The organism is uncultured Candidatus Kuenenia sp. (assembly GCF_900696675.1).
Taxonomy (GTDB): Bacteria; Planctomycetota; Brocadiia; order Brocadiales; family Brocadiaceae; genus Kuenenia; species Kuenenia stuttgartiensis_A.
Genome location: NZ_CAADGZ010000078.1, coordinates 1 through 15,204, shown reverse-complemented (window position 1 = coordinate 15,204; position 15,204 = coordinate 1). Strand labels below are relative to the sequence as shown.

The 15,204-nt window shown below is 41.8% G+C and carries 12 protein-coding genes; 11 read left to right on the top strand and 1 reads right to left on the bottom strand.

Annotated features, from left to right (window positions below):
• The first annotated feature begins 224 nt into the window (after window positions 1-224).
• The 11 genes from QZT26_RS11730 (at window position 225) to QZT26_RS11680 (ending at window position 13,526) form a co-directional block, all read left to right on the top strand.
• Complete coding sequence (locus QZT26_RS11730) at window positions 225-1,292, top strand: Xaa-Pro peptidase family protein (protein ID WP_099326583.1); 1,068 nt, start codon at window positions 225-227, stop codon at window positions 1,290-1,292.
• 219 nt (window positions 1,293-1,511) lie between these two features.
• Window positions 1,512-1,982: an acetyl-CoA carboxylase biotin carboxyl carrier protein gene (gene accB / locus QZT26_RS11725; RefSeq protein ID WP_099326584.1), complete on the top strand. Its 471-nt coding sequence runs from the start codon at window positions 1,512-1,514 to the stop codon at window positions 1,980-1,982.
• 41 nt (window positions 1,983-2,023) lie between these two features.
• Window positions 2,024-3,370: an acetyl-CoA carboxylase biotin carboxylase subunit gene (accC, locus tag QZT26_RS11720; protein ID WP_099326585.1), complete on the top strand. Its 1,347-nt coding sequence runs from the start codon at window positions 2,024-2,026 to the stop codon at window positions 3,368-3,370.
• A 418-nt stretch (window positions 3,371-3,788) separates the two neighbouring features.
• Window positions 3,789-4,499, top strand: a complete 711-nt coding sequence (locus tag QZT26_RS11715) for a multiheme c-type cytochrome (protein ID WP_099326586.1) — start codon at window positions 3,789-3,791, stop codon at window positions 4,497-4,499.
• Window positions 4,500-4,578: 79 nt separating this feature from the next.
• Window positions 4,579-5,622, top strand: coding sequence for a hypothetical protein (locus QZT26_RS11710; protein ID WP_099326587.1), 1,044 nt, complete (start codon window positions 4,579-4,581; stop codon window positions 5,620-5,622).
• A complete protein-coding gene (locus QZT26_RS11705) occupies window positions 5,606-6,451 on the top strand; it encodes a hypothetical protein (RefSeq protein ID WP_099326588.1) in 846 nt (281 codons plus the stop codon). The genes QZT26_RS11710 and QZT26_RS11705 overlap by 17 nt, the downstream gene beginning before the upstream one ends.
• Window positions 6,452-6,533: 82 nt before the next feature.
• The gene (locus QZT26_RS11700) at window positions 6,534-7,925 is read left to right on the top strand and encodes a sigma-54 dependent transcriptional regulator (protein ID WP_164995043.1); all 1,392 of its coding nucleotides are present in this window, start codon (window positions 6,534-6,536) and stop codon (window positions 7,923-7,925) included.
• A 257-nt stretch (window positions 7,926-8,182) separates the two neighbouring features.
• Window positions 8,183-8,728 (top strand): hypothetical protein, encoded by a 546-nt coding sequence (locus tag QZT26_RS11695; RefSeq protein WP_099326590.1) that lies wholly within the window; start codon window positions 8,183-8,185, stop codon window positions 8,726-8,728.
• Between the two features lie 48 nt (window positions 8,729-8,776).
• Window positions 8,777-9,919, top strand: coding sequence for a hydrazine synthase subunit beta (locus QZT26_RS11690; protein ID WP_295102314.1), 1,143 nt, complete (start codon window positions 8,777-8,779; stop codon window positions 9,917-9,919).
• A gap of 78 nt (window positions 9,920-9,997) precedes the next feature.
• A complete protein-coding gene (locus QZT26_RS11685; RefSeq protein ID WP_099327067.1) occupies window positions 9,998-11,023 on the top strand; it encodes a hydrazine synthase subunit gamma in 1,026 nt (341 codons plus the stop codon).
• A 73-nt stretch (window positions 11,024-11,096) separates the two neighbouring features.
• On the top strand, window positions 11,097-13,526 hold the full coding sequence (locus QZT26_RS11680; protein WP_099325812.1) for a hydrazine synthase subunit alpha: 2,430 nt from the start codon (window positions 11,097-11,099) through the stop codon (window positions 13,524-13,526).
• 159 nt (window positions 13,527-13,685) lie between these two features.
• Here the strand turns inward: QZT26_RS11680 and QZT26_RS11675 are convergent, their stop codons facing one another.
• Window positions 13,686-14,732, bottom strand: a complete 1,047-nt coding sequence (locus QZT26_RS11675; protein ID WP_295102310.1) for a DNA polymerase IV — start codon at window positions 14,730-14,732, stop codon at window positions 13,686-13,688.
• Window positions 14,733-15,204: the final 472 nt, after the last annotated feature.

Here is a 15,204-nt window from a genome sequence, read left to right as displayed (position 1 = left end):
TAGGGAATTATTTTGGCAACAAGAAACATACGACAGTGATATTTGCGATAAAAAAAATAAACGAAGAATTGAAAAAAGATGACCAGTTTAAATCGTTCCTCGATATACTTATGGAAAAAATTAAAAAAAGTCGTAAATAGACCCTGAGAATGGCGCATGATGTCGAATTAAAAAACAGTGTTAAGCACATTAAAGATGTAATTATTCCTGTAAATTAGATATTTATGAGTTTAGGCGAGATAAAGAAAAAATTAGAAGAAGACGGCGTGGATGGGTTTTTAGTCACGAATGAGATAAATATCAGATACATTACGAATTTTAAAGGTTCTGATAGTGCTCTTTTAATAACACCGGGAAGCGACTATTTATTCACTGATTCCAGGTATATAGAACAAGCACACCAGGATAATCCGGAAATAAAAATAGTAGAAAGAAAGATATCATTGACAAATTCGATATGTGGAAAGATTAAACAACTTAAAATAAAAAAACTTCTCGTCGAGTCTTTATATATTTCAGTAGACCAGTTTAATGAGATTAAACAAAGAATAAATAACATTTGTATGCTTACGGTAAAAGGAATAGTAGAGAATTATAGAAAGCAGAAAACAAAGGATGAATTAGAAAAAATACAGAAGGCTATAGGGATAGCGGAAAAAGCATATACAAATGTTCAAAGCAAAATAAAATATGGCATTACTGAAAAAGATATAGCGGATATTTTAGAATATGAATTGAGGAAACAGGGCGCGGAAAAAAGTTCATTTGATATCATATGTGCCGTTGGTAAACATGCATCAAAGCCGCACGCACGCCCTTCAACAACCATGATTCAAAGAGGGGATACCGTTTTAATTGATTGGGGAGCAAGATTTCAGGATTATAATTCTGACTTGACAAGACTTAAGACCATGGATAGAATATCCCCGAAATTCCGAAGGATATATCAAATAGTGCTTGATGCACAATACCTTGCAATTGGAAGCATAAGGCCTGGCGTAATAGCAAAGAAAATAGATGCCGTTGCAAGGGGTTATATTGAGAAAAAAGGATTTGGAAAGTATTTTGGTCACGGTTTGGGTCACGGAGTAGGGCTAGAAGTTCATGAAGCGCCATTTATTAATAGGAAAAGCAATGAAATATTAAAAGAAGGCATGGTTTTTACTGTAGAGCCAGGCATCTATATTCCCCAATGGGGAGGTGTTAGAATAGAAGATTTGGTATTGGTTACCTCGACGGGATGTGAGGTGTTGAGTAAACTGCCTAAAAAGTTATCGGATATTGACGAATGATTTAACGTGTTCATTGCGGAAATTCTGCAAGACCCTTTTTAACAATAGCCTATATTTATTATAGAAAAGCTATTCATTCAGTAGCCCATCGTTTAATCAATCCTTTATCTCTTCACGTAAGCCCGAAATTTATTTTTTACACATGAAACAATTCGTAATAAGAGATGCTATTTTCGCTTTACTATTTGATAATTACTAAATTTTATATAGGGAAAAATAATGGACATTATAGAGAAAGTAAAGCAATTGATAAAAATTATGGATGAGAGCGAGTTGTCTGAGCTCGAAATTCAAGAGGAAGCGACAAAAATAAAAATAAAAAAGGGGATCTCCGGGTATTCACAAACTATTTCTCACCAGACAATTCCACCATTATATCCGGCGCAAGCCCAACAGATAGAACAGCCATTCGCAATTTCCCGGGAAAATGAAAGCTCTTCTGAGATTTATTCGCCCATGGTGGGAACATTTTACCGTTCTACTGCTCCAGGCGAGAGTCCTTGTGTTGGAATTGGTGATTTCGTAAATGAAGAAACCGTTGTTTGTATCATAGAAGCAATGAAAATTATGAATGAAGTAAAAGCGGAAATGGTAGGTGAAATTATTGAAATATATGTACAAGATGGGGAGGCCGTTGAGTATGGGCAACCGCTCTTTCGCGTCCGACAGACAAAGAAAGCGACGATATAAGTGGACTCGAATCATTTCAAATAATTAAGGAAGAAGGAAATATGTTTTCCCGGATAATGGTTGCAAATAGAGGTGAAATTGCTTTGAGAATCATTAGGGCATGCCGCGAAATGGGGATAGAGACTGTCGCTGTTTGCTCAAAATCGGATGCAAATGCCACTTATTTAAAGCTAGCCGATATCGTAGTGTGTATTGGACCTGCTGATGCGGAAGGTAGTTATTTAAATATTCCGAGCATCATCAGCGCTGCAGAGATCACGGATATAGAAGCAATCCATCCTGGGTATGGTTTTTTATCGGAAGTGAGTCATTTTGCGGAAGTTTGTGAATCGTCAAATATCGTATTTATTGGCCCGAAATCTGATGCATTGAGGAAGCTTGGCAATAAGACTGAAGCAAGGAAAATTGCAATAGAAAACAAGGTCCCTGTTGTTCCCGGAAGTTTGTCTGTAATAAAAAGTCAGCAGGAAGCGTTAAGCGTTGCACATGAAATAGGTTTTCCAGTAATCATTAAAGCTTCTTTAGGGGGCGGTGGACGGGGAATGCGGGTAGCTCATAATGATATAAGCCTCATTAATTCATTGACTATTGCCCAAAGAGAGGCTAAGGCTGCATTCAAGGATTCGTCTATTTATATAGAAAAATATATTGAAGATGCACGTCACATTGAGGTGCAAATAGTTGGAGATAATTACGGGAATATTATACATTTGGGCGAAAGGGACTGCACCATGCAGCGAAGACACCAAAAACTAATCGAAGAGTCCCCTGCACCATACATTACCGATCGGGCGCGGGAAGATATTTGTAAGGCTGCCATAAAAATGGCAAAATCCATTAATTATACAAATGCCGGAACTGTTGAATTTTTATTAGATAAGGAAAATAATTATTATTTCATAGAGGTGAATACACGTTTGCAGGTAGAACATCCGGTTACGGAAATGGTGACGGGAATAGATTTAGTGAAATTACAAATAAAGATTGCCAGTGGAGAGAGATTAAATATTAAACAGAAAAAAATTCGCAGTCAGGGGGTTGCTATAGAATGCAGGATCAATGCAGAAGATCCTTATAATGATTTTCGGCCGCAACCGGGGAAGATCACAAATTATCATCCTCCAGGAGGGAGAGGGGTTAGGGTGGATTCTCACATTCACTCCGGCTATGAAATCCCGCCGTACTATGATTCATTAATCGCTAAGTTGATTGTACATCAAAACACACGTGAGGAAGCAATTGCCTGTATGCGTAGGGCATTGAGTGAATACGTTATCGAAGGAGTGAAAACTACCATTCCGTTACAATTGGATTTAATAACACATCCTCAATTTGCAAATGGGAATATAAATACAAATTTTGTCGATAATCTTATGGCAAAAACTTAAATGGTAATTTTATTGATTTGGAAAACAATTTTTAGTTGACACAATAAAAAAACCATGCTAGTGTATGCATCTACGTCCGATTATTCATTTCAAAAATTGCGATATGATGGCTTACTAAGCATAAGGGGTGTAATTATTTGAGATAAGGCTTGGAAATGTTTTTCAGCAAGCACCGCAATTCTATGCATCATTAAACTTCATATATACTTAGTTTCTCGATCTAATTCTTCATAAGTGGTAAAATTAATGGGTTTGGCAGATGTACTAAAGATAAATTATCATTAAAAAGGTTTGTGGTGATGCTATACGAGTATCGATTGTTGTGATTGGGTTAAGTTTTATTGTTTTAGGAGTTTCATATTTTTTAAGATTTTAATAGTTTAAGGTTATTTTTTGATTATGTGAAAGGAGCATTTAGATGTTAAGAGGAAGAGTTTACAAGTCATTATTTGGTGGTTTGGTAATTTCATTTTGTTCTATTTCATTTGCAGTATCTGCGAAAGCAGCTGAGCCTAAATTTGTTAGTAATGCCGGCTGTAAGTGTCACATGTCTAAGGGATGTTATGAAGGGGAAGAATACAAAGAGAGATTGCATTCAAATACTTGGGAAAAAAGGTTGCAGGGGACAGCGGACGAAGATAATCCTGAATGTTTGAAGTGTCATGCAACGGCTGTGGGAGCGAAAATTAAGAAAAAATTTGGGGATAAAAAATATTTGCCAAATGTGCAGTGTGAGGCGTGCCACGGTGCCGGAGAAGAATATGAAAAGGTGAAGAAAAACTATCAGGGAAAGGGAAAGGACGCCTTTAAAGAATTGTTAAAGAAAGACCCTCTTCTTGCAAGAAAAGCACAATATGACGCCGGCTTGATTGTTGCGGGCATAAATGGACCTGCTACGGTGAAAGAACAATGTCTGCAATGCCACTGGGAGAGCGCTGATGCTAAGAACAAGTGTCCTAAAACAGATAAAGTGATGGATTATAAAGAATATTTTAAGAAGGATGACCACCGCGACGAAGATGATATTGACCTTGTAATTAAGAAGCTCTCTGATGCAGATAAGAAGAAATGGGCGGACATCTTGCCTAAAGACGATATGCTTTATTTGCCCTATAAGAAAAAACATTGATGGGTTTTGAGTTGTTACTTGAGTTATTATATCCCGATGGGTACCCCCAGTGTGGGAAAGGGACAGGAAGAGAAAGATTATGAAATTAAAACAATTACTACGATTTATTAGACCGGGGTGTTTTTTCTTTATTGCTCTTGTTTCTGTAATAGGATTATGTTCTCGGGCCGCAGTACTGATTGCGGCCGAGAACGAAACATGTTATGGTTGTCATGCAGATCCGGAAAAAATAGAAAAGACCGAGAAGGCTAGGATTGACCCGGTTACGGGTGAAATTGAAGTTGTTTCTTTGATGATTGATAGGGAGGTTTTTGATAAAACTGCACATGGTGGAACAGACTTTTCCTGTACAGATTGCCATGCTTCATTGGAAGAGGCCGAAGATGATGACATTGCGGAAAATGGGCACAAACCTAATCTTACGCCTGTTGACTGTATAACATTTTGTCATGACGACCCTGCTGCGGAATATTATGAAAGTAAGCATGTTAAGTTGATGAAGGAGAATGATAAGGACGTACCTACGTGCAAGCATTGTCATGGAGGGGTTACTTATCATTTTTCTATATACGGAGAAAAAGCCCCGATGAATGTTCTTAGGGAAACTGACCCGCTACACAGAAAGTTGACAATAGATACATGTGGTTCTTGTCATGAAGAGCATCTTGCCAGCTATAGGAATAACGCACATGGTCAGGTTACTGCGCTTGGACATACCGCAACGGATGTGCCTGTATGCTTTGATTGTCATGGAAAACACACTATTCTCAACTCGTCAGAACCTGAGTCTATGGTTGGACAAGACAACATAATTAAAACATGCGGTAGTTGTCACGCAAATGCAAATGCAAGCTTCGTGAAACATGTTGAACATCCTCAGATAAAAAATTTAAATTATTACAAGACCTTGCTTGCTGCAGCAAAAAATTATCGCAAAGATCCTGAAGCGTTGAAGAAAGTAGTTAAAAATCCCCAAACAATCCTATGTATTGTGTTTGTGGCGTATATTGGTATTCTAGCTTTAACATTTACCAAGTTTGGGCTCCATTCATTGTTAGGCTGGTTTGCTACAGTTCGTGACGAGTTTAGGAGAAAGGGGCATTCCGATGAAGAGCAACACTAATTATTTAAGATTTACGCTGTTTCATAGATTCTGTCATTTTTTAACGATTATTAGTTTTTTTGGGCTAGTCTTGACTGGCTTACCACTCGCCTTTAGCGGTTATGATTGGGGGAGGTGGTTGTACGAGTTGTTTGGCGGATATCCTACGGCAGGATATATTCACAGGGTCAGCGCCTTAATCACTTTCTTTGCTGGTTTTTTACATTTCGCGTGGCTGTTTTTCAATGTATCTATTAAAAAGAAGAAAGGTTTTTTTTGGGGACCTAATTCAATGCTTTTGCAACCAAGAGATCTTTTTGATGTAATAGCAGACATCAAATGGTTTATTGGTATTGGCAAAAGGCCGAATTTTGATAGATGGATTTATTGGGAAAAGTTTGAATATCTCTCTTTGATGTGGGGAACTATTGTTATGGCCGCTACCGGCTTAATTCTTTGGTTTCCTGTTCAGTTTACAAAAATTATTCCCGTTTCGGTTGCCAGCATCTTCGATATCCCCGGTATTGCGTTGATTATCCATCGATATGAAGCAATACTGGCGGCTGTTTTTATTTTCACAATTCATTTCATTCACACGCACTTACTGCCTGAAAAAATGCCAGTAGATGAATCGATATTTACAGGGAGAATCACGGAGGCTGAGTTTAAACATGAGCGCCTTGGTGAATATGAAAGGCTAAAAAATCAAAGACAGTTGGATAGTTTTAAGGTAGCGCCTCCATCTCTTTTCGCAAAATTTTTATCAAGGCTGATTGCTGTACCACTTTTGATCACTGGGTTAATATTGGTGAGTCTGATGGTCTCTGCGCTTGTTGTTTGGGCGCTATAGTAGATAAAAATTTTGTAGCAGGCGGATGCTATACTGTTAAGTCCGAATCAATTAAATGCTTGATATATTTCAAGGTGGAATAATGACTTACAGGGTATTAATAGCTGATGATGAAGAACGCATGCGACGCGTGCTAACGATGATATTCGAGGAGATGAAAGATGTTAAAGTTGTTGCGGGAAACAGCTTTGAGGATGTCCTCCGCTATTTAGATAAAGAGAGGTTTCACCTTTTAATTACAGACCTAAAGGTTCCTGGCAGTAATAGTATCGATTTTATCAGGGCGGTGAAAAATAAGGTAGCGGATATCCCAATCATCGTGTTGACCGCTTATGGTTCTGTTGGTTTTGCCATTGACATTATGAAGGAAGGCGTCTTTGATTATCTGGTTGCGCCTTTCGATAACGATATTTTAGAATTGGCGGTAAAAAGAGCTTTAAAAGTAAGCTCATTGACTATTGAAAATAAAAACCTACGCAAGGCGTTAGAGTTGCAATATAACTTTGGGAATATTATCGGCAACTCTCCAAGTGTTGTTGAAACATTGCGGCTGGTAGGCGAAGTTACAAGAACCGACTCCACCGTTCTGGTCACTGGTGAAAGTGGTACAGGTAAAGAGCTGGTGTCAAGAGCGATACATTACAACAGCGATAGAAAGTGTGGTCCCTTTGTGGCGCTTAATTGTGCTGCAATTCCTGAGAATTTACTAGAAAGTGAATTGTTTGGCTACGAAAAAGGGGCATTTACAGGAGCTGAAAAGACTAAGAAGGGACGATTTGAGTTAGCCGCTGGCGGGACTTTTTTTTTGGATGAAATTTCCGAGATGTCTGCGGCAGTACAGGCAAAAGTTCTTAGAATAATTGAATCGAAAGAGCTGGAACGGCTTGGTGGTACGGATACGATAAAGGTTGATGTCCGGATTATATGTGCAACAAATAGAGACCTTGTACAGATGGTAAAAGAGGGAAAGTTTCGGGATGATCTCTATTACCGCATCAGCGTCTTTCCAATAATGCTGCCCGCTTTAAGGGAGAGAAGTGGGGATATTATCCCGCTGAGCAAACATTTTGTTAATCATTTTTCAGCAAAAATGGGCAAGACTCCGATTGTATTAAGTTCTGAAGTTGAAAAGATATTAATAAAGCACAAATGGGAAGGTAACATAAGAGAATTGCAAAACATTATTGAACGCGCAGTAATTTTGTGTAAAAACGGCGTTATAAGAACAGAGCATCTTCCTACTTCTATTGTGCATGGTTACACCCCTCCGGAATTAAATGAAAACATTTCACAAAATAATTCCGTTAATTTTGACATACCACCTAATGGCCTGTCGCTTGACGATCTGGAAAAACAATTAGTTGCGAAAGCATTAGAAAGAAGCAAAAACAACATCACAAAAGCCGCAAAACTTTTGGGATTAACACGAGGGACATTCCGCTATCGGTTGCAGAAATATGGAATATCAAATTAGCAAGACATTGCGCATTTAACATCAAAGTATGTCAAATTTGCAATAATAAGCTATGTAAAATGGCTGATAACTGCCGTTAAAAATGACTTGTGTTAAGAGCATCAAAGTGTCTGTGTGTACAAGTAATTGTTTCTTCATATATTATGGACAATGTACAAATTGTTCAGTTGTTGGTATGAATTGTGCTTAGTTCTTTTGTCGTGCAAATTTTAAATCAGTAGTTTTTTATAAAATTAAGGAGAGGGGGTGAAAGTGAAATGAAGAAAGGTATTATAGTTTTGCTGGGTATTTTTAGTATGTTATTTGCCGTAGTACATTCTAGTTATGCTTTGTGGGACAAGCCTTGTGGTAAGAGGCAGATTATGGAGGTTTACTACTGTAAGGATTGCAAAGAGGTCCGAGAGTTTGATGAATGTTCTGAGATTGGTTACATATGGGATTTCAAGGCACACAAAGACGCTGGTGATAAAAAACATACTAGTCTTCCTTCAGCATGGGGATGTCAGAAAATTGCTTATAGCTGTATAAACACTGCCTGTGAAGCATATGGCAAATGCATACCGCATCCTGGCATTTGCGAAATATGTATGGATGATATTACCAGCACTAAGGTATGGTCAAGAGTAACATTTAAATGCCCTAAATGTGGTACAGAATATGAAGAACCCGGCAAAAATTTTAAGGTGAAGGAAGGCTTACACCCTGCACAGTTGCAAACAGGTGGAGAATGTGAAGCTTGTGGCGGCGTTGAACTTGAAATCGTATGCGAGAAGTCCGGTACATGCCCACATGTTGAAAGATAATTCAGTAATAGATTTTATGATCATTTTTATGTGGTGATTAGGAGGAAAATGAATAAGATGATACGAAAGGGAATGATAGGAGCGGTGATGCTTGGAGCTGCGGTAGCGATAAGTGGCGGAGTAGCGACTGCGGGGTATATACAGGGTACGCATGTAAAGACGGATTTACCCGGGCCGTTTCACATAACGATGTCGCCGGATGGTAGTACGTTATTTATATCGAATCAATCTGGGCACAGTGTAACGTTTGTGGATGCAAGGACGCAGAAGGTAACGGGTGAGGTCGCTGTGAGGGTACAGCCTGAGGCTTCAGCGGTTACGCCTGACGGGGCATTTTTGTATGTATGTAATGCAGAGAGCGACAGTGTATCGGTAGTGGACATACAGAGGAAGCAGGAGATCAAGGAGATAAAGGTAGGTGACTGGCCGAGCGGGATCAAGATTTCGCCTGATGGCAAGACTGCCTATGTTGCATGTTCCGGTTGCATGTGGAACGCGATTGATGTAATTGATACGGGGAGGATGGAGAAGGTAAGGTCGATATATACTTCAGATTACGGTCCCAGGATGGTGGAGATATCTCCTGATGGGAAGACCCTTGTTGCGATACTTGACACGGTAGGATCGATCAACCGGAGCGTTGATTTTATTGACATTGCCAGTGGCAGGGTAGTAGAGAACAGGGTAATCCATGAGAGTTCCAACCTGAGGGATGTTGTATATACGCCGGATGGTAAATACATAGCTGTAACCCACCAGACGCCGAAGAACTGGTTGCCGGTATGTGAAGCGGAGAATGGTCAGGTATTTACGAACAACGTAACAATCATAGAGACCAAGGCCGGTGGTAAGGTCGCGAGATTACCGTTGGACGATCTCAACAATTACGATGGCAATCCGTATGGTATGGCGATGGACCCTAAGGGCAAGTATTTGTACATTGGGGTAAGAGGGATGCATCGTGTAACGATACTGGATATGGACAAGGTATTGGGTCTGGTGAGGAGCAGCACGCAGGCGGAGCTTGATTATCTGAGGGACGACCTTGGGTTGGTAAGAGATTATCTTGTTGCCAGGGTTCCTACGGGTCTGGGGCCAAGTTCGGTATGTTTATCACCTGACGGCAAATTTTGTTATGCGGCCAACTATTTTTCCAACAATGTAACCGTGATAAGGACTGCGGTTGATTAAGGATTGTATGGAGTGTGAGAGTTATTTATTTTTGGAAAACAAATGGCAAGAGAAATGAGATTAGGAGGAAAAGAAAGAATGAAGACAGGAGTAGTGAAAATAGGATTAGTTGCGGCCCTGGGGGTAGTGGGGCTGATATCGGCGGGCGGCGTATATGCCGGTCAGCCGCGGGTAATTTCCACGATCCAGACGGGAGCTACGTGGGAACCGCTGGGAAGGGAAGAACCTTTGACAGTGCCGGAAGTGCATTTCCGTGTAAAGCATTCACCTTTTAAGAGTGAGCTGGTAAGATACGGGCAGTTCCAGTTTAACGATGCAGCGTGGAGTTTGCAGGGATCATACTCATGCGCCAGTTGTCATTATGAGAGAGGCCAGACAACCGGTTTGATTTGGGATTTGGGAGATGAAGGATGGGGTAGCTGGAAGAACACGAAGTATATTCGTGGCGGCCGATATCTTCCTCCGTTCAGGCATGAGGGGTTCACTGGTCATCCTGATGAAATAGTAGGGGCAACCAGTTCACTTGACAGGGTATGTGGAAGGGATCCTGGATTTGTGTTCAGGAGTGAGAATTTTTCTCCGATGAGATTAGAGGCGCTCATTTGTTACATCAGGGCGTTGGAATTTACCGGGAGTCCGTTCAGGAATGCGGATGGAAGTTTAACGGAGGCCCAGAAGAGGGGTCAGAAGATATTTGAGGATCCGAAGGTAGGATGTCTTGAGTGTCATCCTGGCGATCCGATGGATCCGAGGGCATTGTTCAGTGATGCACAGACACATGATGTAGGAACCGGCAGGGTAGGTGTAAATGGTTTCAGGTCAACACCTGGGAAGGTATTTAACATATCGGCGTTAGAGGCAGGTGAGGATCCATATGGTGTTGAGAGCAACACGCCGATCATTGGATTGGATCTTGTGAAGGAATTTGATACGCCGACATTGAGAGACATCTATGCATCAGGCACCTATTTCCATGATGGTGGTGCAAGGACATTGATGGACACCATAAACAACACGGTAAATGATAAGGACATGCATGGAAGGACGTCTCATTTAAAGCAGCAGGAGCTCCAGGATTTGGTGGAGTACCTGAAGGCGTTATAAGAGAGAAGTGTATGAATGTGTAGTATAAGCGATAAAAATTTAAGGACAATAAGTGAAAGGAGAAGGCCAATAGATGGGTAAGAGGAAATTAGGAGTGATAGCATCGGCGTTTGTAGCGGGTGCGTTGGTCTGTGGGAGTACCCTTGTGAATGCTGAGCCTGTAATGACAGGCGGCCCGGTGCAGGGGAAGGCCTTATGGACTGATTATAGTGGGATGTCAAAAGAGGTGCAGGGTCCTGTGAGTCAGATATTGTTTACGCAGTCGCCGAGGACAGCCAAAGGGGATCCGTACCAGAACTATCCGCACTATATACCGGAGGGAAGCCGGATAGTGTTATTTGATTTAAACACAAAGGAATTGAAGGTATTGACCAATGATTTTGCAACAGCCTTTGATCCATGCACCTATTGGGACGGCAAGAAATTTGCGTTTGCCGGGGTACACAAGAAAGGCGGCGGGTGCCAGATATGGGAAATGAACATAGATGGCAGTGGTTTAAGGCAGATGACTGATCTTAAGGGAACCTGCCGTTCACCGATTTATTATGCAGCGGGAAGTATTGAAGAAGGCGAAGGCCGTATCATATGGCGTGACCGGTATTTTGAAGGGGACTGGAAAGAGCATGGCATGGTAGAGAAGACGGGCATGATAATATTTTCAGGTTCACCGGAAGGCGTAATGGATGAGTTCCACAATCCATATGCGTATAATCTTTACCGTTTGGATACGCAGGGCGGTAAGATTATACAGAGAATCACCGGACACGTGCTATCTGGCATAGAGTTTCCGCACCTCAATACCACGATAGACCAGATCACCTACAATTTAAGTTCCAACTTTGATCCATGGTTAACTCCTGACGGAAACATCCTTTTCTCAAGCGTGCAGGCAAATGGCAGCAGGGCTGGCGGAGAAGGCAGGGTGATGATTTGTGTGGACAACTGGGATGGTGCGTATCCAAGGCCTATCTATGGAAACTGTGATGGGGAAATCGGTGGCACCAGCGGAAGGTCTCAGGCGAAGATCACCTTTGGAGACAGGAAGATTGTCTATGTTGAGTCTCCGTACATGAATTGGGGCGTAGGTCAGTTGGCAGCGGTGAGCTGGGATGCTCCGTTCAACAAGACGTATGAGAAGTTGACAGGAAAAGATGGTGGATTGTACAGGAGTCCATATCCGCTTCCGGACGACAGGATGTTGGTATCCTATGCAGAAAGAGGGGATTTTGGCATATACTGGTTTAATTTTAGCAAATGTGCTGCAGGGGACAAGGTATATGATGATCCTAACTGGAATGATCACCAGCCTGCGCCGGTTTATGTGAAGTACAAGCCAAGGTGGATTAACACCTTTACCGCCGGTAAGAACTTTGGTGTAACGGTCGTAACGTATCAGCCGTTTGATCAGGTGAAGGTGGAAGGATATCCGCATTCATGGGGAACATGGATATGCTTTGATACGACATTGTCAGATCAGCCTGTAGGTCCTTATCCGCATCAGAAGGCAAAAAACGTAAGCCATGGAGATATCAAGGCAGTAAGAATCATCCAGGGATATCAGTGTGTAGAACCGGATTCAACCCGTTTCAGGGTAGGGGCTGGAGCACATCTTCTTGGTGGAGAGAGATCAAGCAGCAATTCAGGTACAGCATTTCAGCAGAGGGGTATCATCGGGTATCAATATGTAGAGAGCGATGGTTCAACAGTTACATCCCAGCTTTCAGATGTTCCTTATTACATGCAGATATTGGATGATAAGGGTATGTCCGTACAGACTGCTTTAACCTGGGCATATTTAAGGCCATATCATGGCAGGATTTGTAGTGGATGTCACTATGGATCATATCGTGGAAGGGCGTTCAAGAACATCCATGCAAAGGCGTTGTACAACTGGTGGTATGATGACAGAAGCCACTATGATTCACCATTTGCGTTCAGGTATTTGAAGTTTGACAACGATGGGAATTACAAGGGCGTAAAACATGGAGAGGATGTAGTAGTACCATCTGACATTTACTATGGTGGTCCATCCGGAACGACATCACAGCCGGTGGAAGGATTGACGCTGGATAAGCAGAGGACGGTGGATTTCCGCAGGGACATTCAGCCGATACTTGATGCGAAGTGTGCGATGTGTCATGATTCGAACAATCCTCCGAACCTTGGTGGCGGATTGGAATTGGTAAGTGTAGATGGTATAGCAGCATACAGTCGTGCATACAACAGCTTGCTTGAGCCGCAGAGGGGGAAAGACCCGAACATTGGCGGAAAATATGTTAATCCGTCAGCAGCGATCAACAGTTTGTTGGTATGGAGGTTGTATGAAGCTGAGTTAAGCGCGAATGCTCCCAGGGAGAAGATATTCCCGATAGAGGGTCGTTTATTGCACAATAAATTCCTTACTCAGGATGAGAGATATGCGATAGTAGAGTGGATAGACCTGGGTGCGCAGTGGGATAACATTCCGGGACCAGATTTTTATCCTGGATATCTTGTAAAATAAGAGAGGTTATTAACAGCATTTTATATAGTTGTGGTAAGTAGTAAGAGGTAAAACAAGCGAAGAGCCGGGGAAAAGTGGCAAAACCACGTCCCGGCTCTTTGTGCTTCCAGAGAGATTTGCATGTTTACCGAATAAGCATGAAGCACAAAATATGATATGTTATGACGGTTTCTTTTTCCTCACCTGATTGGCAAAATTGATGCATTTAATACCTTTTGGCCTCCATGCCGGAGAAATGACGCCTTTATGGTGGTAACGATTCATCAGCGTGCCAGATGTGATACTGAATTCCCCATAACGGTTGTTTATCTCGTCCATAACACGCACAACTTTTTGCTTTGTCCTTTCTGCCGGGAAAAGGGGTATTTGTGTATAATCCTTGTGCAGGTTGCTTAAGCATACTCCTAGTAACCGTATCGGATGGCAATGTCTGGTAGCATTCAATATATCACAGGCAACGAGATAAATATTTAATCCGTCATTTATTGGCGTTCCAATGGTTTTACTTTTGGTAAGGGTGCTGAAATCCGAATAGCGGATGGTGAGGGTTACCGTTCTGCCGGAATACCCCCCTTTACGCATTCTCCGGCCAACCATTTCTGACAATTGAAGAATCATTCTTTCAATGGTTTCCTTATCGAGGATGTCTTTTTCAAGGGTCATGCTGTGGCCTACCGATTTTGCGTCAGATTCTTTTTCTGACGGTATTACGGGACTATCATCAATCCCCTGCGCTATAAGTACCAAGCGTTCGCCGATAATGCCGAATGTGTGTTTTAACTGCGTTACCTGTGCCCGCCCGAGTTCTCCGCATGTGGTGATTCCAATAGCGGCCAGGTGTTTTGCCAGTTTTGGACCGATTCCCCAGAGTTCCTGTACCGGCAAGTTTTCCAGCAATGAACGGATGTCTTTTTCCTCTATAATAAAAAGTCCGTCGGGTTTTTTCATATTGCTGCCAAGTTTTGCCAGGAGTTTGTTTGGGGCAATGCCGATGGAGCAGGTCAATCTTCCAAGGTGTTTGTGGATATCCTGTTTTATTTTCTTTGCAATATGCTCTATGCTATTAAAAAGAGGAATAGAACCGGCAATATCAAGGAATACCTCGTCGACAGAATATACTTCAATAGCGGGGGTGTAGCGCGAATAGCTGGTAGGCTGGAGGCCATTAGCCTCCAACCCCCACTCGTCGCCAGATACTTTGGACAACGTGACAAAGCATCCTTTTTAAACCATACGTCTTTCTCGTAGTTAGCGACCCCGACGTGTTGCTCTATAACAGAGAAAAGTCAAACATCATGCTTTAGCACACGCCTTAAGAAATTCTCTTTCGAATGAGAGTAACCCCATTTTAAAGAATCGGTGAACAGGGAAACGCTTGTTGTCTGTTCTCCATTTTCTTGAGAACTTGAAACATCTCAGTCTCATGCGTACCCAACAGTCTAATGAGCGATATACCTTTTGTACATTGCCCAGCCGAAAATAGTTGACATGCCCACGAATTACAGGGTTTAATGTATCAACAATGGCTTGCAGATTGACGCCCTGTGTACGTCTGGTGATGTCTCTGATGTTGTTCCTTCGGCAGGCTCAGGACAGGCTCTTGAGTTTGTTCAGTGATTTCGTGCTTATACCCTTATACTTGCCCTTGAAATCGTATCCGAGAAACCTGAAACCTCTT